Raw genomic sequence first — 21,184 nt, 5'->3', positions numbered from 1 at the left:
AAGGAATCCGCTTGTTGAATCTATCGTTTGCCGGTTTAGTGTACTTAAAGCGGTCAGAAGCTTATTCCCAAGGATAATTCGTGACCAAATAATCCGCGAATTTTTTACTTGCTTCCCTCCGGTTTCTCCGCATTTCGGCCCTATGTTGAGCCGTTTCGAACAATTTCCTCTCTTCCTCGGTTTCCGGGATGACCCTAGCTACGGGAACCGGTTTATTATGCTCGTCCAGCCCGACAAACGTTAAAAAAGACGTAGCCGCGATTTCCCTTCGGCCAGAACGCAAATCCTCGGTAATGACCTTCACAAAAACCTCCATGGATGTGGTGCCGGTCCATGTCACGAAGGATTCCAGACTTACGCTATCCGTTGGCTTGATCGGCCGAAGAAAATCTACGGAATCCGTAGAAGCCGTTACCGCCGTTACACGGCATAGCTTGGAAGCCGATATTGATGCAATATCATCAATTTGAGACATGAGCTTACCGCCGAACATGGTATTATGGTTGTTGACATCCTGAGGAAAAATTCGCGAAATTCTAAAGCATCTCGTTTCCTTTACAAATTTTGGTTCCAAGAGAGTTCACGTCGCTTTCTTGAAAGAATGCCAACATTTTACCCTAACCTTGAATTTCTTATGCGTTTTGTATAGTCATACTGCCGCCTGACCACGCCATTGAAGTAGTATATTTATAATAAAAATAACGAAAAGAAAAAACGCCGATGATAAACCTATCAGGCGTTTTGGAATAAATGAGGTGTTTGGGATGCTGCTGCATAAAGGTGAGATATTGTTTCGCCAAGGGGAAACCGGACCCCTTTATCAAGTCCAAAGCGGATTGTTCAAAATCGTCCGCGTCCATGAAAACGGAAATCCGATTTTAATCAATATCATCGTACCTGGGGAAATCATTCCTCACCATTCCTTGATCAGCCCTATGCCTTATCACGGAACGGCGATTGCACTTACAACAAGCATGGTCGAAAGCCTTCCATCACAGCAGTGGTACGAAAGCCTGATGCGGGAACCGGAGAAATACCGCGAGATCGCCCAACTGCTGCAGGGCAAGCTTCGAATGATGCACCAAAGAATCGATCAATTGAGCGAAATCGCTCCTGCAGACAAGCTTCGGAAGCTGCAGCTGTGGTTTGAGACCTATATCGGTCCTAAGCCTTTGACGGAGGTTCTCACACAAGATGAAATCGGACAACTGATCGGGCTCCGGCGCGAGACGATCAACCGACTGCTCCGAGCCCAATCGAAGGAGGCCGAAACTTAATTTCGGATAGCTGCTCCGGCCTGCTCCGCCGCCTCGGCGGATTCATCCAAGCTGCCGGCTGGACCGAAAAATTCATAATGCCTATCGGCTGCGGGAATCCCCCACGATTTCAATGCCTGATTGACCGTCCTCATAAACGGAACGGGACCGCAGAAATAGAATTGGGCATCCGTATCCGGAATCAACGTTTTCATCCACGGCAGGTCGATGTATCCCTCATGATGGTGTACCCCGGCCGTTCTATCGAGATCCGTCGGTTGAGTATAGCAAAAGTAAACAGCCAGATTAGGAAGCTTTTGTACCAGGGATGTAACCTCCTCCCTCATAGCATGCATGCTTCCGTTCGCAGCACTATGAATGAAGGTCACCGAACGCTGCGGGTCTGTATCCGCCAAGGTATGGAGCATACTCAGCATTGGAGTTATTCCGACCCCTCCGCTGATGAAAACAACCGGGCGCGAATCCTTACTTTTTAACGTGAAGACTCCGCTTGGAGCAGACAACCACAGGATATCTCCTTCCTTTACCTGCTTATGCAGGTATACGGAAACCTTACCGGCTGGGCGATTCGGGAACCTGTCCTCGCGTTTGACAGAGATGCGGTAATACGGTTTCCCCGGAGCATCAGAAAGGCTGTATTGGCGAATTTGGGTATATTCTTCCCCTGGAATATCCGTTTTGACACTTACGTATTGCCCCGGTTCAAATCCAGCCAATGGTCCGCCATCCTGAGGAACGAGGTAAAAGGAGGAGATCACACCGCTTTCCTTCACTTTTCGCTTCACTACAAAGGCCCGATATCCTTCCCAACCGCCGGCCTGCCGTTCGGTCTGTTCGTACAAGCCTGCCTCGACACCAATAAAGGCGTCCGCAATGACTCCATAGGCTTTTGCCCATGCGTTTAATATATCCTCTGTTGCGGCCTCTCCAAGTACATCCTTGATGGAGGCAAGCAAATATTTTCCGACAATCGGATAATGCTCTGCCTTAATCCCGATACTGCGGTGCTTGTGTGCAATCAGCTTCACCGCGGGAAGAATAGCGGCGAAATTATCGATATGCATCGCCGCGGCGTATACGGCGTTCGCAAGAGCGGTCTGCTGCCGCTCCTGCTTCTGATTCGCATGATTAAACACATGCAGCAGTTCCGGATGATTCAAAAACAACAGTTCATAGAAACGTTTAGTGATGCTCACCCCGTGGATTTCCAGCACAGGCACGGTTGATTTGATGATCTGAATGGTTTCTTTGCTTAACATATCCGTTCTCTCCTTGGTCATAAGCATTTTTTATCCTATGAGCCAAGTATAATCCCTTGATTTGCCCGTACCGTGTGATTGAAATCACATCAAATGGCAATAATCTGTGACTGGGACCAAAGGCTGTCACCGATGCCGCTACTAACGAAGCGGAGGAGAGCCCCCAGCTGCTATCGATACAAGACCGCCAAGGTAAGCGCCGCCTGCATTAGCAAGGTTAAACGAACTGATATTCAATGAAGAGGCCAAATGGGGTGCGCTTTTTGCTTTATCGGGAACCCGCATTTGGAAAGCAGGGATGCTTGCGAAGGCAGCCACCCCCCATATAAATACGGTGATTACTGCCGCCGTTTTGTTATTCGCGCTTATCGTGAACACGGCCATAATCGCAGCTAATAACGCGAGGATAGCAGCAAGAGAAGGCATGAGCTTCCAATCCGATAATTTGCCTCCTATCGTGTTGCCAATCAAGCTCCTACTCCAACAAAGCACAAAGGATATTTCCCGCGAGTGCGCTGATCATTAAAGCAATCAACGCCAAAGGGAACCTTTTTTGCCCGGGGTGTGTAGTTTCCATATTATTTCCTCTCTTATGTTTTGGTCATCCCCCGAAAAGAGAAGCCGACACCCGATGCGATGGAAAAAAGCCCTCTGTAGTTCAGAAGGCTTCCCGCACCCAACTTTATGTTGAATCCTCTTGGTATCAGCTTAACGCCTTAACCAGACTTTCTCCAAATTCTTTAGCTCCATCCGGACCATCGCCTGTAATAATATCCGTATGGGCAATAACGTGTTGAGCCACATATTCGACATGATTGGCCTTTAATTCGTTGATTTGAACGTCTACGGGATAGCAGGTTGCCGTCCGTCCGGAAAGCAGCCCTGCTTTGGCCACCGTGACAGCCCCGGCACAAATTCCTGTTACCAGAACTTTATCCTCATGAGCCTGCTTTAAATAATCTTGTAAAGCTTGATTTCCCCAAAGATGATCGTTAGTTCCCGATCCTCCGATGACAGCGACAACACTATATTCACGGGCCGCCACGTCTGAGAAAATCACTTCAGCATTCGCCTTACCTTGATAGTCGCCGGTAATTTCACCGGTTTTGGTGCTCGCGATTGTCACTTCTATCCCAGCCGTCTCCAATGCTTCTTTCGGTTTGAATAATTCATCTTCATTGAAGCGTTCCGGCGGTATGATCAATAAAGCTTTTTTACTCATGTCGTGCTGCCTCCTTTATTGTAAAAACGATTTGTTAAAGACCTTGCTTAGCTTACTCCTCTCCATCCTCCTTGTGAAGCATGCACTTTTTTGTATCCAGGTTACCAAAAAGGAACTTTTGTGAAGAATAAAGGATGAGCAAGCCGAAAACAGGCACAAGAAAATATTCTCAACAGCTGGTTCATCAAAAAAATGGTATTGCGGGAGCTTATCTGCAAGTACGAAAGCCCATGAGTGATATTTCACTCATGGGCTTTCCTTTTACCTGAATATTAGGGCTAGAGACAGAACCGCCAGCTGCTGCCTTATCGGCTTGGTACAATATGCGCCCTTCCGTCAGGCAGTAAAATCAATTTGCTCGAAGCCGATTCGATTTCCTTCAAGGCCCAGTGTGCTTCCGGCACGTCCGGCCAGCGGGAGGTCAGCGGACCTTCGGATACCGGACGCTCAAACAAGCGGTTAAGCACCTTCACGGCTTCGGCGCGGTTCAGTTCATGATCCGGCAGGAAGGTGCCGTCCGGGTAGCCCTGCAAAATACCGGCCGCACTGGCTCGTATAATGGCTTGGAAGGCCCAGTGACCCTCCACATCGCTATAGCCGCTTGCCGGAATATCGCCTGCCTTGGCCACAGACAGCACTCTGCTTGCAATAGTAGCAAGCTCCCCGCGGCTGACAGCGTCATTCGGACGGAACAAACCGTTATTGTCGCCGACCATGAGCCCGGAACGCTGAATACGGCTGATCGCATCCGCCGCCCAGTGCGACGCGGGAACATCCGCGTAACCGGCTGCAGCCGCCTGCTCTTCCTGTGCCGACAACGAAGCGCCGCCCCCGGATGTCTTCTGGGTCAGAACGCGATGCAGAATCATCGCCAGCTCTGCACGCGTGATCGATTGCGAAGGGCGGAAGGTGCCATCCGGATAGCCGGAGAGGTACGGTTCAATCACCTCAGACGCCTCTGTTTCATTCTTCTGAATAATGGTAAAGGTGCTGAACTTATTGACTTCAATAGCAATACCGGCCAGCTTGCCTTCCGCATCATAACGGATTTCTCCTTGCGAAAGCGCCTTGTCGCCATCGCTGTGCTCAATATAAACAGCCAGCTCCGATAATATTTGTTTGGCTTCTGCCTCGTTGTCTGGCAGCATCAAGTGATTCAGCGGGAACAGGAGCTCTGTCGTGTATCCCGAGTAATTCGTTTCAATCTTGACGGGTTGTCCTGTAACGGCGACCGGTTGACCTCCCGCCGCGTTTTGCACCAGCTCGGCGGCCAGAACGCGCGATGTAACCTCGCTGCGCTCGGCATCGGCGCGAACCGGAACCACCCGGAAATAAGCATCCTTTCCATCTTTACTGAGCTGCTTCAGTGAAGCTGCCGGTAAAGCGAGCTGCGCATCAGGCAGCACGATTTGCAGCGACATGCCGCCATCCGCAAGCAAGGTCACGGTATCGGCACCTAAGCTTACAATTCGCTCATCCGCAGGCGCATCAGGCACATCCGTTACATAGATGCGGGCGATGCCGTCCTTGTTCTGAGCAGCTTTCTCCAGTATAGCGCGCGCTTTGTCCACATCCAGCCTCACCGTATCGATTGTCTTTCCCTCTCCCGAGCGGGTCCGAACAATGGAGGTTTGATCCGTCCAGCCTCCGGCGGCGCCTGAAATCGGCGTCTGACGCACGTTCGATTCCTCAGAGCTCTCGCTTACCCTCTCCACATCAATGGAGTACATTTGCGAGACGGTTAGATCAGCGGATTCGACGCTTACAATAATGGTATTATCGCCCAGCACGAGATCAGGTGAGAAGATGCCGCCGCCCTTCAAAGATTTGCCCTGGACCGTTACAGTGGCTTGAGGGTCATTCGGTATCGCCTTTATCGCAGCGTAATTGCGATCGGTTGTTCCAAGAGTGCCATACTTCAGCTTGTAAGGTGTAAAGGCATGATCCAAGACTGGATCTGCTTGCATGCTCGCCAGTAAAGGCGGCCGTGCAGGCAAAGCCTGCTGACGCAAAACGGAAACGGTGTACGTGAGCGGCGTTCCGTCCTGCGCGGTTACCTCAATCGTATAGGTTTGCGCATCCCGGTTAAACGGAATCGATAAGGCAGTACCTTTCGTCACGGCTTGACCATCGATGCGAATCGCTGCATCGGACTGTTCCGTAACGGGCAGAAGCGTAAAGGCTTCGGTCGCATAAGGCACAAGCACCTGGTAATTCAATGCAGCCGGATGAAAGCCAGACACCAGCTCCGCTCCGGCCGTAGCCAGTCCCAGCTCCCGCAGCAGTGCATTACTGCTTGGTTCCCGCCATACGGATACCTGATAGCTTCGCGTTTGCGAGCCGTCCGGAGAGATAACCGTTACAGGAATTCGATTTTCTCCTGCTTGAAGCTGAATCGGTTGAGAAGCTTGCCCGCTCTGAACCGCCAGCCCATTAACTGTTATGTCTGATCCAGCCTTTAGGGCGCCAGGCCTCAAGGTAACGCTGTCTACCGTATGGTCTACATAAACGGTATAGCTTTCTTCCGCTCCTGTAAATGTCTGCGCGGCCAGCTCTTCACCCGATGGGGCAGCCGTGGCGTTATTCAGCTTCAGTGTACGCAATCCCGCTACACTGGAGCCGGTTCCGTCAATTTGTATCGTGTACAATTTATCTGCCGCGTTGTCGGATTGGACCCGTATTTGTACGATACGTCCAGACGCGGGCGCCTCTACATCTACATAGCCGCTTTCCGGAAGTTCCTGTCCGTCTATCGTTACCATGGAGGCTGCCGCCATTGGAACCGCGTAGACCCGAACCTTCTCAGAGTAGGCTAATGCTTGGTACGAAGCCTTGCTAAATTCATAAGGAGTGTCCATCTTCGCCCCGTTCAAGGCTAAAGCAGCAAGATCGCCAGAGTAAGTCGGGATCGTTCCTGCCGTATCTCGGAGCACCTCAAAGCCGTACTCCGTCTTATTGCCAATCTCATCGGATGCTGTCACCGTAATCTGGTTACGATCCGCCTGCGTGACCCAATCGAGCGGAGCGTAATATACGAAGCGTCCTCCGTCATCGACAGGAACAATGACTCCATTGATGTCAAGCTTCGCTCCAACGTCCGTTTGACCGGTAATCAAGACCTTGCTGTCAGCCGTAACCGTACCGTTCAAGGAAATAGAATTACCTTGTGGATCATCCCCCCCGGATGCGATAAGCAGCGGACCGGTACGATCCACAAACAGCTTGCGGTACACCAGGCTGCGGTCGCCGCGCTCATTGACCGCTTCGATCAGCAGATTGTATTCCCGCTCTTTCAGCTCACTTACGTTAAGCAGCTCATGCAGCTTAAACGCGTAAGCTGCACCTGCCGATACTTGCTGCCGGCCAAGCTGCAGGCCATTGACAGATAAGGTAAGCGTTGCGTTTTGATCTGTTGTCGCCTGCAAAGAAGCCTGCTCCGCTGATGTAAGCAGCAGCGTTTCTTCGTTTCCGTCCATTGCCGTATAGCTGCGTTCGCTGACCGCATGCGAGCCTGCGTCAAGCAATACCGTTACAGCAGCCGGCTGAGGGACAGGAAGCTCCAATGTCACGCCAGGGGACTGAGGACTCAATACCAAACGTCCTTGCTCTTGTCCAATAGCCGATACGGCAATGGTATAGGAAGCTCCGGCAGACAATCCCGAAACAACCGCAACCTGCGAATTCCCCGATTGCGGGGCAAAGTCCATGACCGGAGAAGCAGCCTGTCCGTCTGTTCCTTTACTGACCCAAACCCGATACGCCGTCACATTTCCCGGCAGGGAAGAAAAGCGAAGCGAAACTTCCCCGTTACCGGTAGAAAGCACCTCAGGCCGCTCTGGGGCATGAAGCGTATACGGCGCGGTTACCTCTACCGTTCCTTCCGCCATCGCGTACACCGGCGCGCGGCCGGCGCTTGTACCCGCCACGGACAGATGATAAGTCCCTGGCATCGTCGTACCGGGAACATCGATGATTGTGCTGCCGGAAGCAGCCAGACCGTCTGCTATCACTTCTCCGATGAATTGATCGGCGCTGTCCGTAAGCATAACCGTCACTTCCGCATCAGGCGCGGCATTCTCCATCGACCACGTCACTTGAATACGGTTTTCCGCGCCGGAAACAGGCGATACAGACGCCTTGATTGCAGGCAGCGGGTTTAGCTTCTGAATTTGCAAATCCACCTTTTTAGCGTTTTGGATCGTCCATTTGCCCGCAGGAGCGTTCAGCAGCGAGACGTAAAGTGTATCCCGTCCGTCCTTTACAGGATTTGGCGTGTCAATCTGCGTCTGCTGGAGCGGATCCCCGCTCGCGCCCGCACTTGCTATCCGGTCTGCTGCCGGCTGCAGGTAGGCATTGCCGTTTGGAGCATCAAAGTTCAAGGTATACGGAGTGCCGTCAGGGGCGGTAATCACCGTGTTAGCATTTCCACCGATGACGGTCAGCAGATAGCTGCCATTCTCCGCCAATTCAAAGTATTTGCTAAAGCGGCCTTCCATCAGCAGCGGCTTAATGGATTTGAGCTTCCTGCTGGACTGGTAGGCAACCACACTGGTAAAGCTGCTGCCGACCGCCTTCCACTGCCCGCTCAGATCAGCCCCGTCAAGCAGAATGGTCAGCTTCTGCTGCGATTCGTCATAAATGGCATTCATGCCGGACTGATTCGGATCAAGCTGCAAAGTATACAATTCACCGCTTGGGGCATACAGCTTTGTCTGCGGGTCTGCCCCGTAAATCTCAACGATGGCCTGTCCATTGTTCGTGCGGCTCATTTGAAATGCCGTTGGGTAAGCTTGGACTTGCCCCCACTGCACTACTTCGCCGATCGTTGTCTGCGGCGGCACGCTGTTCAATACGGCCGACGGGCTGGTGCCGGCGCTGATCATCCAGGTTCCCGCCTCCACCGCATCCAGCAGCGCGTACAGATTGCCGTTTGCGTCACGGTAGGCGTTCCAATCCGGCTGATTCTGCGCCGTTTGCAGGCTGTAGGGCCGTCCGTCAGGCTTATAGACAACCACCTCGCCCTGTGCGGCACCTATTTTCAGCAGGTAGGATCCGCGTTCCTCCATCGTAATCGATGTGACCGACCGCTCAGGCGATTGCACCCATAGCCCTGCCAATATACCAAGCGTCAGCGATTCTTTAGCAAACAGCAGTTCATTTACGCGGATGCGGCTGCTGCCGTTGGTCACAAGCTTCCAGTTTCCTGCATACAGCGACACGCGCATAAATGTTGTATCACTGGCAGCATCATAGAATACTGCCGCCTGCACAATTTGCTCGGACCTTTGGCCCGGAACGGCAGGGGTCTTCAAAACGGCAGATCGCTGATCGCCCGTCAAGGCAATGAGGGCGTTAAAAGCACGGTTTACCGCAAAACTGTTGGTCACCTGTCCGCCCGAAGCATTCGCCTCCGTTGTCATCAGCGGCGTCCGATCAAGCGCGGTAAGCTGTCCATCGACAATCCGCACCTTGACGTCCGTTTGCGCCGTATCCTCCGGCTGGACCGACAAGCTGACCGGCTGCAGATTAAATACCCTTTTCAACGCATCCGCGGAGGCGATGGTTACCTGCTTGCCGGAATCCGGATTCACCAGAAACAGTTCTTCCGCCAAATCCAGCCATGGCTCGGCCGCATCCATAAAGTCGGAGACACTGTTCATGAAGTCCAGACCTTTTTCCCACCACTTTTTCTTCGGAGGCTCGGCCTCCACCTCAAACAGAATCGTGTTGTTATTGAAGGTATATTTCACATGAGCGCCTACCCCGTTATGTCTGAGCGTGCCGTAAATTCCGGTTTCATTCACACTGAACGCAACATCGCGAACTACCGCACCGCCGATACGCGGGATTCCTTTTGGAACATAGACAGTTCCCTTAATCGCCCCGTTAAAGCCTTTTTTATTGAAGGAATAAGTCCCGATGGCTCCCTTTACCACTTCGAATACATTGACCTCGCCCTTCGTAGCAAAGCCAGGGGTGGAAAAGCCTTTTATTCCGGCCGCTGCCGGGTTAACCACGGACTGCATGCTCATGTTATTCACAGGCAGCCAGTAATAATACTCGGTTCCACTGGCATTAAAGCCGTAGGAGGATACATCCATGTTCACCGAATCGGTTCCGATCAGATTAAACCTGTAATCGACCTGAGGATGCTTCAGCTCAGGCACAATCACATCATTCACCGAGCCTGTGACGCTGAACTTTTGCGGAATTTGCGTTTTTTCCGCCAGCTTGTCGACGCTGCCGAACAAATAATTGACCTGAAGACCTGTCGAGGCCAGTTTCGTTTTGCGGTACATCCCGAAGCTTACGCCATCCAGACGTCCCTGCTTGGTCTTCATATACATATCGAAGCTCAGATTCGTATCAGGCAAATTGCCTTTACCGCTAACAGCCATATAAGGAATACGGGTGTCCAGAACAAATTTGGTGTCGCTTGCGTTAAACGGCCCAACCTTAATGCTGTTGTTCATGGTAAAGGTACCAAACAGATCAAAGCGGTTATTGCGGAATGTCATATCTTGAACCGGCACGGTATCCGTAACCTTCTGACTTCCTACCTGCACACCGATCTGCAAATCTCCCGTCAGGCGCAAGCCATCCTTGGCAAAAACAAGCGAGCTCGCCTTGACAGGCATACCACTATTCAAATAATCGGTTGCCTCGCTGCTGTTTAGGGTAATTGAAAAGTTGTCCGATGAGATGGTGAATGGTCCATCCTGAATCGTGTAGGATACATTCGCCCCGAGCGTTCCGCCCCCGTTAACGTACAGGCGTCCCTCACCGCTAATCGCAGCTTTACCGTTCGGACCGTTCTTGTCCACGACAAGACGGCTGCCTTTAAACAACAACGACCCATTGATCGTCACGGTTTCGGACGTGTCATTAAGGACATAGACATTCGGTGCCGACGGGTCTTCCGTAAACGGCCCTTGCAGCACCACGCTGTTCACTTCGTTGCCTGCGGACGTGCTCGGCACTTCGACTCTGGCAAAGTTGCGCGGCTTATAGAAGTCAAGCGCCGTTACCAGCAGCCCTTCCGTGAATACACGATCGTTGTAGAAATCATGCTCCAGCTGAACATTATATTTACCTGGCGGCAATTCATCCGTCCATGTCAGCTCCAATTGGCGATCATTTAAAAGATTGTATTTCAATTCATATCGTGTGCCATTCTGGCTCTGCAAGTAATAATGGATATCGGTCAAAGGCTTACGCAGCAAATTGGTGATGCCTGTACCGACTGCAACCAGCCGCTTCTTATCCTTGACGTGCAGAACCGAAGCACCAACTCTGTCATAATGGACATCCGGTGGTGTCATATTCGGATCGTCCTTCATCACAAAACGTTTCGTTTCGGTATAGCTTATACCGAGTTCATTAGCGGCATAGCCCCGAGTCTCATACTCCTGGTGCCATGTCAGACCTGATAGCGTGACGGTAAAGGTACCCGTTCCCGTTGAAGCTGAATCCGTATAAGGGACTTGTGTCCAAGTGCCGTCTCCCGCTTCTGTATACGGACGGTATTCCACACCTCGTGAAGTGATGGCTCTGGTTCCGTCAGAATAAACATTCGTGATGACGCTGACGGTATCATGGATGTGCTGCGGATCAAAATGGATCACGGGATCCACATCAAACTTTACGCCTGGCGCTGTCGGCGGTGTATACCCGAACACCCACGTTTCGTTCACATTGCCCGCGGGCATAGCACCGACTACGGAACCGAAAACCTTATCCAAAATGCTGATTTGGTTCCGGTTTCCTCCGAACACGACGAAATTTTTGCCGTCAAATGCCATACTGGCATAGCTAATTGGAAAAGGCAGCTGATTGGGAACGGTTTGGACCACATATTCCTTCCCGTCTTTGTCCTTATTGCTTTGATATACGGCTTCCATGGACACCGTACGAGGATAAGACTGCCAGGAACTCCCGTTCCAACCATAGGCCAAACTTCCAGACATTAGGGGATACATGGTCGAGGGTAATTTCAAACCCTCCACCAACACCGCGTTGTTCATATGGACATAGTCACGTTCCCCGCTAAAAATTACAACGCGGCGTCCGTCATAAGCCATAACCTGGCCCCAACGGCCGTAACCTTCAGGTCCATTCACCGAGCTCCATGTTTGGGCAGCAGGGTCCCACTTCCACAGAAGCGCAGAACTGTCATCATGGCTCAGCGTTTTGGTTTCGTTGGTACCCGTGCTTTGGTAGGTATTCGTCACCGATCCCGTGTTACCGCCGTACAGCACTGCAGTCTTCCCGTCAAAAGACATCTTGCCGTCATAGGCAGCCGGAGGGGACTGGGCCGGCTGTACCTGTGTCCAAGCCGATCCATCCCACAGCCACGTATCGCCGAGCGGCGTCTTCGAACTTCCACTTCCCGTATAACCGCCGAACAATACAAGCTGCCGGCCATCAAAGGCAAGCTGCGCTCCGGCGCGGGCAGGAGGAGAGGCTGAAAGCCCGGTTACTTGCTCCCATTGGGCAGCCGTGCCGTTCCACAGCCACGTATCGTTAAGCACACCGGAGGCACCTTCGCCTCCAAAAAGAAGCACTTTTTGGCTGACAGTGTCATAAGCCATGACCGCCCCTTTACGTTTAGAGGGCTTGGGAACAGTACTCAGCAATTCTTCGTGCCAGGTTTTCTGTCCTCCGTCCCAAATCCATGTATCATCCAACAGGCCGGTATCGCCCTGACCCCCGAACATGACCACATTACCTGCGTTCTCATCGTAGGCCATCGCCGCCGCTTGTCTGGCGTCGGGAGATAAATTAAGCGACATTCTCTCCCAGGTATAGTCTGTTATTTTATCACTGGGCATGCTTGCCGCAGTGAATTGCATTGCCTGCGGGGCCGCAGCCGCTCCGGCGGCAGGTTCTACCGGCTGTACCGGTTCACCGCCATAAACCTCTTCCATCACCGTACCGCCGTTTTGCTCCTCCGCATAAGCAGTGCCTGCCCCTCCCTGCAGGAAAGGCACAAGCTGCATCAAAAGCGTAACAATCAACAGCTTCGCCAATACGGTTTTCCATCGTTTTCGCTCCAAAGCATTTCCCTCCGTCTTCTTTCCATTCTCATTTACTGCAGCATGAAATCGAAAAACCAAATAAACCAACCCGTCTCACCAATCATAGATCCCTTTTTTCATACGGTTCTACACCGTTCGTCATGAATCTACCTTCCTTTAGTCTCAATTTAGGTATTTATGTCTATATGTGTACTATACCTGCCTTCTCTGAACCAATTCTGAACATCATGTCAGGTAATGAAAAAAGAGAAGCTTTCCCCGTAAGGAAAGGCTTCTCTTTCGATTATTTCTGAATTGATTTAAAATCGATCAGCTGCTCCAGCCAATCTTTTGTTAGTTTTTCCGGATTTTTGTCTAAATCCATTCGTATGAGGCGGACAAAAGACTCATAATGGCTTCGCATAGCTTTGTAATCATTGTTCTGCGCGTAAGCGGTTAGCAGCATTTCGCATATGTCTTCCGAATAAGGCTCTTTATCCTGCAGCCGCCGCAGCCTTTGTACCGCCAGCCTCTCCCGCCCTGTATCCAGCTCATACTGCGCCATAGTAAGCGACTGACGGAGATATCGATTCAAGAGCTCCTGCCTTTTCGTAACGGCCCACGAAAAATCATGCTCCTCCAAGTAATCACCGCTGTACAAATTCAAAATGTTATCGCGGTGCTCCCTGTTATGTTCCGTTATTGCTTCTTCCTCCGGAATTTCCTCAAGCAGCTGCACGTCTGTCACAATCTCATCGGCCGATAAACGATAGCTATCAAGCGCATATTCTATCTTTGCACGAACTCCCCACTCCTTCATCAATTTGCGGATTTGATAAATGGAGGTGTGCAAATGAGTCATCGCCTTATCCTGAAGGGTGTCGGGCCATAACGCTTCGAGAAGCCGATCCTTGGATATCCACTGCCCTTTGTGATGGAGTAAGAAGGCAAACAGCTCCTTTGCTTTTGTCGTTCTCCATCTAATATCTTTGGCCGTATCCACTCCATCGTAAAGCGTCAGCCGCTTAAAGCAGCTCACCCGCTTTTCCTTTACAGGTGCCGTTATGGCCAACACATTTCGCTGACGAAGTACGGCGGCGGTCCGGTCCAGCGTTTTGTCCAAGCGGCTCGGATTAACCGGCTTCAGCAAATAATCCAACGCGTACAGCTCAAAAGCTTCAACGGCGTAATTGGCATAAGCCGTCACATACACAATGCGGGTGTCGGCGTTGATCTGCTGAATCCGTTCCGCCGCCTCCAGACCGTTCATTTCAGGCATATCGATGTCAAGAAAGACGACGTCCGTTCCCTGCCGCCGCAGATGCTCCAAACCGGCTTGTGCGGAAGTGAATTTTCCTTCGATTTGAAAGCGGCCGTCTGCTTCCAGCAGCCGTTCGAGCTGGAGCAGCGCCGGTTTTTCATCGTCTATCAGAATGGCCCTCACCATAGTTCACCTCCATTCGTGTTTATTTTTCGCGCCATGAGACCGTATGGGGGACACTGAAGCTTACCCTGGTACCGCGCTTCCACTCACTCTCAATCACTAAGCCTTTCCCGTATAATGTCAACAGCCGTTTATGAATATTCATCAATCCGACGGAGCCGCTTTTCTTGTGATCTGACAACATCGAATCCAGCTTATGCTGCGGAATCCCGATGCCATCGTCTTCGACAAGCACCGTAAACCCGTTCTCCTCTGATTGGACCTTTACTTGAATTGTACCGCCCTCCGCCCTTTTCATCACGCCATGCCTTACCGCATTTTCCACGATCGGCTGAATGCTGAGCGGAGGAATGAGGACCTGGAGCGATTCATCGACTTCAAATTGGATCTGAAGCCGATCATCGAAGCGGGCCTTCTCCAGATGCAAATACGATTTTACCAGCTCCAGTTCCCTCTGCAGCGGCGTCAGCTGCTCCTGATTCTGAAAATCAAAGCTGCTTCGCAAGTATTGGCTCAACTCGAGCAGCAGATTTACCGCTTGGTCGGGGTCCGTCGGACAAGTCGCAATGATCGTATTTAATGCGTTGTATAAGAAATGAGGTCTAATTTGCGCCTGCAAGAAGGCCATCTCTGTCCGGATCGAAGACTGCACCGACCTGCGCAGCTCCAGCAGAGTCCGAACGCGGGCCCGCAGCTCTCCGGCATCCACCGGCTTGCTTAAAAAATCGTTTACCCCGGCTTGGAAACCCAGCTCGATATCCACCGGACGGCTTCTCGCCGTCAGCATAAGGATCGGCAGGTCGGATAACGAAAACCGATCGCGGATTCCTTTGCAGAGCTCTAGTCCTGTCATTCCCGGCATCATCCAGTCGGCAATAACAACATCGGTGTCCAAGCCCCGGTTGAGCGCCTCAAGTGCATCAACCCCATTATCGAACGCCATAATCTTATAATTTTCCACAGACAATAAGCTGTCCAGCACTTGCAGGTTGACAGGATCGTCGTCTACGATCAACACACAGCCTGCGTATGTTCCCCTCCTTCCTATCCGAGGAGATTCCACCCTCACGGCTGCAGAAACCTCAACGAGAGCTTCTTCCATGACCGGAACGGGCTTTTGCCTCCGCTCTAACCTATGGTCATCTGCAGCCGGCAGCATAAAATAAAACGTGGAGCCGCGCCCAAGCTCCGAATCCACCCACAGCCTGCCTCCGTTAAGCTCAACCAGCTTCTTCGTGATGCTCAATCCCAGGCCCGTTCCGCTATACTCACGGTGAATGGCCGAGCCGCCTTGATCGAACGATTTGAATATATCGTCAAACCGCTCCTTCGCAATCCCGATTCCCGTATCCATAACGGAAACCTTGACTTGTCCCCCGAACGCTTCCGCTTTCATCCGTATTTCCCCTTCTCGGGTAAATTTCACAGCATTCCCCAGCAAATTATACAAAATTTGCTGCAGCCGCTCCTCGTCGGTATCCATCCGCGGCAAATCGTCCGGCCATTCCATCACGAAGCGAATGTCCTTCTTCCCGGCCAAATGCCGGATGATTTCCAGCACGGAGTGGGCGACCGCCCGGAACTCAACCGCGTCGCGTTTCAAGATAATTTCTCCGTTTTTCAGCTTGGCAAAATCGATAATATCGTTAATCAGCGAGGACAATCGTTTCCCCGTCGAAATAATTACGGATAGATGTTTTTTTTGTTCGGCATTGAGCTGTCCTGCCGCGCCTTCAACCATCGATTGTGCCATATTGACGATCCCATGCAGCGGCGTACGCAGTTCATGAGAGGTGTTAGCCATAAATTCATCCTTGAGTCCGTCGAGCGTAAGCAGCTTCTGAGACAACTGCTCGACCTCATTGAAGGATCGGGCGAACCGCTTCGCCTGTATCAGCGCCTGTGCCAGAACAAAGAGGAGTAATTCGTACATCATCACCACGGGACCAAAATCCACACCCAGCAAATACAGGATATTTACAAGAATAAAGACCAAAATGCTCTGCAAGCTGACCAGCACCCAAAAATCGCTTCCCCCCTTCAGGCGCCGGCCTACGATCAATATGATATACAGCACGTACGTTACACTCGCAAATCCAAAACCGATGATCGGCAGCTCCCACTGTGTGAAAACCCCTGTCGGAAGAGCCAGACTTGACAGCACCAAGAACGATGCGGCAACTGTAAACAGATGGAGCACGATTGGATTCGTGGCCTTCGGAACCGTGGCAGCCACATAGCGGAGAAGAAAAAAATAGCCCAATGTCGACGAAATCAGCTGAACCCGCAGCACGATCTCATACGGCAGCCCGTGCCATATAGCCACACCCAGTTTTTCCCCGTGAGTAAGCACGTAAATCAATGTGCAAATACAAAAGAAAGCAAGATGAAACAAGGCGCGGTCCTGCCTTCGCAGCCGATTCAGGAGGAAAAAATAAATGGCGGGGAGCAAAAAGCCCGCGGAGGTCAGCACATCATAAAACAACGCGGACTCCCGGCTTCTCATGACCGATGGCTGGTCCCCAAATTCAATCGGTAAAACCATCCCCCCGCTCGATGAATAGGTAAAATTCGAGACATGCACCACAACTTCCACCGTATTGCCTTTAATGGTTTGAAACCCTGTATAAGGGACGTTATTGGCCTTTTCCCCGTTCGGCGAGGAGCCGGGACTACCGCTGGCTCCGACCTCCTGCCCGTTAAGAAACACACGGTTTGCCATCCGAATATTGGTAGTATGGATTCCGTAAATTTTCTCATGAGCGTTATCCAGATGGATGAGCAGCCGATAAGTTCCAAAGCCGAACGGATGACGCTTCCCATCTTCCGATATCTTTTCATCCCATTTTCCCGGAACAGATATAAAGCCTGAAGGCTTGAGGGATGGTTCAAGCTGCCCCGGAGCAATCCATTGCTTCGGATAAAACTCCCACTCTCCGCGCAAAGGCACGGTACCGTTTGCTGTAAAATCCCAATTCGATAAATCCATGGTTCCTGCGGCTGCCCGCGGACTGTCGTGCAGGGAGTTCATGTTCTGGAGATACCACAAGACGGGGACAATGGTGACGAGCAATAAACTGACAACCAGCTTAATCCAATGCTTTTTCACAACAAATCTCCTCAAATGATCCCTTCGGTTACTACATAATTCGAGTTTCGGGGGTGAAAATCCTGTGTAAACCATTTCCAATTCTCTCTGCCAAAATGGCTTTTTCCACAAAAAAAAGAAAGCCCCTAAATGACCAGGACTTTCTCGCTATTGTGAAAGGCTACTCCTCGAACTCCACATTGTGATATACTTGTTGAACGTCTTCGAGATCCTCTAATGCATCGATCAATTTTTCAAATTGCGCCTGAGTACCTTCCGGAAGTGTTACGTAATTTTGTGCGAGCATGGTTAGCTCTGCAACGGTAAAATCATGGATACCGGCCTTTTTGAATGCTTCTTGTACTTCATGGAATGCGTCAGGCTCGGCATAAACGACCACATTCTCCTCTTCCTCAAGAATATCACGTACGTCTACATCGGCTTCCACTAATAGCTCCATCACTTCATCAGCGGTTTTACCCTCTACACCAATAACAGCCGTATTATCAAACATATAGCTTACCGAGCCGCTAACTCCCATATTCCCGCCGTTTTTGGTAAATGCAGCACGTACAGACGAAGCGGTGCGGTTGACGTTATTCGTCAAAGCATCCACAATGACCATGGATCCATTCGGTCCAAAGCCTTCATATCGAAGCTCTTCATAGTTTTCATCAGAGCTGCCTTTTGCTTTTTCAATCGCGCGGTCTATGATCGCTTTCGGTACATTGTATGTTTTCGCCCGCTCAAGTACGAATCTCAAGGCTTGATTCGATTCCGGATCCGGTTCGCCCTTCTTTGCAGCCACATAGATTTCGAGACCAAATTTTGCATAAATACGACTCGTATTGGCATCCTTTGACGCTTTTTTCTCTTTAATATTATTCCATTTACGGCCCATGCTCTTCCCGCTTTCTTGTTATTGTTTTTTATCTATTATATACCTGATATAAAGCCTGTTCAATTTATAGATCCATCCAACCGCAAATCAGCACAAAAAAGAGCTCAGTCAGGTCTCTAAACCAAGTGAGCTCTTCTTAAGCACCCTTCAATCAAAATCGTATCTTTGTTCCTTGAAGGGATCGCCGTACATGTGATAACCGTTACGCTCCCAGAAGCCGGGCTTATCCTTCTCCATAAACTCAATGCCGCGGAGCCATTTGGCGCTCTTCCAGAAGTACAGGTGCGGAACGACCATGCGGACCGGATATCCGTGCTCAGGTGTCAACAATTCCCCGCCATGCTTGATGCCGAAGAAGCTGGTCCCGCGGAGAAAATCTGCGATCGGCAGGTTCGTCGTCCAGCCCTGCTCCGCGTGCAGCATCACATAATGCGCTTCCGGCTTCAGCTTTACGCGCTCCATGATCGTAGACACGGCAACGCCTTCCCAAACATTATCCAGCTTCGACCAAGTGGTCACACAGTGGATGTCGTTTTTGAATTCTTCCCGCGGCAGTCCCATAAATTCGTTATAGCTAAGGGTCAGCTCTTCCTCCACCAAACCAAAAATCCGCAAATTCCACTTGCTCATATCCCTATAATAAGGCACGTCTCCGTAATGCAGCACCGGAAAGCCGTTGGTCAACGTCTGACCGGGAGGGATCCGATCCGCCAAAGATCTGCCTTGCGATGATTGTTCCATGCTCATGTTTTTCACTCCTTATCGTGAATGGTTCCATCCTCATGTGATGCAACAGGAAAAGTCACTTCAATCGTCGTTCCCACATTGATTTCGCTCTGAATATCAATTCTTCCTCCATGATGCTCGATAATCTTGTGACTGACCAAAAGTCCGAGACCGGTACCGGCTTCCTTGGTGGAATAGAATGGCTCGCCGATCACCCGAAGCTGTTCCTTGGATATTCCGCACCCTTGATCTTTAATACGAACAACCGCATAACTGCCGCCTGCCGATTTCACCATGATGTCTATGTTACCGCCATCTGCCATCGATTCCATTGCATTTTTCAAAAAATTAATGAAAACCTGTTTAATTTGTCCCCGATCGCAAAGAATCATAAGCTTTCCGGCAGGCGGTTTCATGCTGATTTCAATGTTTTGGAGAGCCGCTTGCGCCCCTAGAAGAAGCACCACATCATGTAATATGACGGACAAATCCGCCGCTTTCATCTGGTTCGCCTGCGGCTTGGCCAACATCAGCAGCTCGCTGATAATCAGTTCAATACGTTCGAGCTCTTCTAACATGATCGGCAAATATTTGCTGTAGTATTCCGCTGAACGGCTCATGAGCTGAACAAAGCCCTTCAAGGCCGTCAACGGATTGCGTATTTCGTGAGCGACACCGGCAGCGAGCTGTCCGGCGATGGTCAGCTTCTCCGATTTAAGCAGCAGTTCATCTTTACGCTTTTGCTCCGTAATGTCTTTGGCGATGATATAACAGCCAGCCTGTCTTCGTCCTACATAAATTGGCGCAGGTGTCACCAGAAGATGGATGATATTCCCCTTCCTGTGGTAAATCCGGATCTCGGTGCTGGCAAAATAGCCCTCGTTCATGATGCGATGAAACAAGTGTTTTGCCCATTCCGCTTCATCCTTGTGCACCAAATCTGTAAAATGCATACCCATCAGATCCATCGCCGAATAACCGGTTATATGCTCAGCGGCCGGATTGGCGGAAGTAAACACCCCGTTCATGTTCAGTGAAACGATCGCATCCAGATTATATTTTTTAAGCGAGGTGTATCTGTCCACGCTTTCTTCCAGCATTTGAAGCATCAGCTTTTGGCTTGTAATATCCTGAACCGTCCCATGAAGCTTAACCGCCCGGCCCTTTGAATTCATGGAAGCGACGCCTTGGATCCGAATGTGCTTTATCTTGTTATTCTTCAACAAGGTACTGCAGTCCAAATGAATCGGGTTTCCGGCCGAGGCTCCTTGAACCGCTGTATAAACCGTCTCCCTGTCTTCAGGATGGATCTGCTCCAAAAACTTCTCGAACGTTCCTTCAAACGCATGAGCATCCGATTCAAAAATACGATACGACTCATCCGAGAGGGTGACCCTGTTTGTTGAAATATCCCATTCCCAGCTGCCAAGGCCTGCAATCCGCTGCGCCTCCGCCAAGCTGCGCTGGCTGTCACGCAGTGCCGCCAGCACATGTTCACGATCTGAGATATCCCGGGCAACGTAGATCGCTTTTTGACCCGTTCCGTCCGTATCCCGAATCCGCTTTACCGTCACTTCAAACCAGACATAGCTTCCGTCTTTTCTGCGTAAACGGCAGTTGCAGCTTTCCTCGTCCAATATTTTTTGTCGGGAAAGCAGCCATACATCCTCAGGATGCAGGAATTCCTTCACATGCCTGCCCAGCATGTCCTGCGGCTTGTAGCCTAGATGCTTCCAGATCGCATAGGGAGAAACATATTGGAAGATTCTGTCCACACTATAGCTGATGATATCCTGGCAATGCTCCGAAATCAGCTCATGCAGCTCGCAAGCTTCCGGAATGAGGGCTTTGACCCCGTTTTCGACCGGAGGCCCGCATACAAATAGATGTACATATCGCGGTCCATCCGGATCATCTGGTATCATCGATAGCTGGAGCGATACGCGGAGAGCATGACCCTGTTTATGAATGTACCGTTTTTCCATCGGATGAGCAAATGCCGCAGCCGATAATCTGGAGAGGACAGACGCTGCGTACGGATCGCCGTGAAACGTGATGTCGGCTTCCTTCATCTTAAGCAGCTCATCCTCCGTGTAGCCTAACAATCGGGAAAAAGCTTGGTTCACTTTAACAAAGCTTCCGTCTATTGAGATCAACGCCATTCCGGCAGGCGCAAATGTAAAACTGTGTTCAAACCATGCGTTCTGCTCCATAGATCATCGTTACCTCCTCCGCAAATCAACCCGCGAA

Annotated in this window: 11 protein-coding genes; 1 reads left to right on the top strand and 10 read right to left on the bottom strand. The window is 50.9% G+C overall.

Translation table 11 applies throughout. The annotated features are described in order from the left end of the window. Window positions 1-61 precede the first annotated feature (61 nt). Window positions 62-574 (bottom strand): acyl-CoA thioesterase, encoded by a 513-nt coding sequence (locus ACZYR9_RS05965; protein WP_488977553.1) that lies wholly within the window; start codon window positions 572-574, stop codon window positions 62-64. A 190-nt stretch (window positions 575-764) separates the two neighbouring features. Here ACZYR9_RS05965 and ACZYR9_RS05960 point away from each other — a divergent pair, with 190 nt between their 5' ends. Then, window positions 765-1,277 (top strand): Crp/Fnr family transcriptional regulator, encoded by a 513-nt coding sequence (locus ACZYR9_RS05960; protein ID WP_488977552.1) that lies wholly within the window; start codon window positions 765-767, stop codon window positions 1,275-1,277. On the opposite strand, the gene hmpA is transcribed toward ACZYR9_RS05960, so the two are convergent. The 9 genes from hmpA to ACZYR9_RS05915 form a co-directional block, all read right to left on the bottom strand. Next, window positions 1,274-2,536 (bottom strand): NO-inducible flavohemoprotein, encoded by a 1,263-nt coding sequence (hmpA, locus tag ACZYR9_RS05955; RefSeq protein ID WP_488977551.1) that lies wholly within the window; start codon window positions 2,534-2,536, stop codon window positions 1,274-1,276. The genes ACZYR9_RS05960 and hmpA overlap by 4 nt on opposite strands. Before the next feature lie 141 nt (window positions 2,537-2,677). Then, entirely contained in the window at window positions 2,678-3,007 is a 330-nt protein-coding gene (locus tag ACZYR9_RS05950; RefSeq protein ID WP_488977550.1) for a hypothetical protein, read from the bottom strand. 232 nt (window positions 3,008-3,239) lie between these two features. Then, a complete protein-coding gene (locus ACZYR9_RS05945) occupies window positions 3,240-3,758 on the bottom strand; it encodes a DJ-1/PfpI family protein (RefSeq protein ID WP_488977549.1) in 519 nt (172 codons plus the stop codon). A 305-nt stretch (window positions 3,759-4,063) separates the two neighbouring features. Then, on the bottom strand, window positions 4,064-12,814 hold the full coding sequence (locus ACZYR9_RS05940) for a cadherin-like beta sandwich domain-containing protein (protein ID WP_488977548.1): 8,751 nt from the start codon (window positions 12,812-12,814) through the stop codon (window positions 4,064-4,066). 265 nt (window positions 12,815-13,079) lie between these two features. Next, window positions 13,080-14,222 (bottom strand): response regulator, encoded by a 1,143-nt coding sequence (locus ACZYR9_RS05935; RefSeq protein WP_488977547.1) that lies wholly within the window; start codon window positions 14,220-14,222, stop codon window positions 13,080-13,082. A 19-nt stretch (window positions 14,223-14,241) separates the two neighbouring features. Then, window positions 14,242-17,328, bottom strand: coding sequence for a hybrid sensor histidine kinase/response regulator (locus ACZYR9_RS05930; protein ID WP_488977546.1), 3,087 nt, complete (start codon window positions 17,326-17,328; stop codon window positions 14,242-14,244). Window positions 17,329-17,488: 160 nt separating this feature from the next. Then, window positions 17,489-18,208 (bottom strand): YebC/PmpR family DNA-binding transcriptional regulator, encoded by a 720-nt coding sequence (locus ACZYR9_RS05925; RefSeq protein ID WP_488977545.1) that lies wholly within the window; start codon window positions 18,206-18,208, stop codon window positions 17,489-17,491. A gap of 147 nt (window positions 18,209-18,355) precedes the next feature. After that, window positions 18,356-18,949 (bottom strand): sulfite oxidase-like oxidoreductase, encoded by a 594-nt coding sequence (locus ACZYR9_RS05920; protein ID WP_488977598.1) that lies wholly within the window; start codon window positions 18,947-18,949, stop codon window positions 18,356-18,358. An 11-nt stretch (window positions 18,950-18,960) separates the two neighbouring features. Further along, window positions 18,961-21,147: a PAS domain-containing protein gene (locus tag ACZYR9_RS05915; protein WP_488977544.1), complete on the bottom strand. Its 2,187-nt coding sequence runs from the start codon at window positions 21,145-21,147 to the stop codon at window positions 18,961-18,963. Window positions 21,148-21,184: the final 37 nt, after the last annotated feature.

It is taken from the genome of Paenibacillus sp. F024, from assembly GCF_057814255.1.
This window is presented reverse-complemented; position numbering and strand designations above follow the sequence as displayed.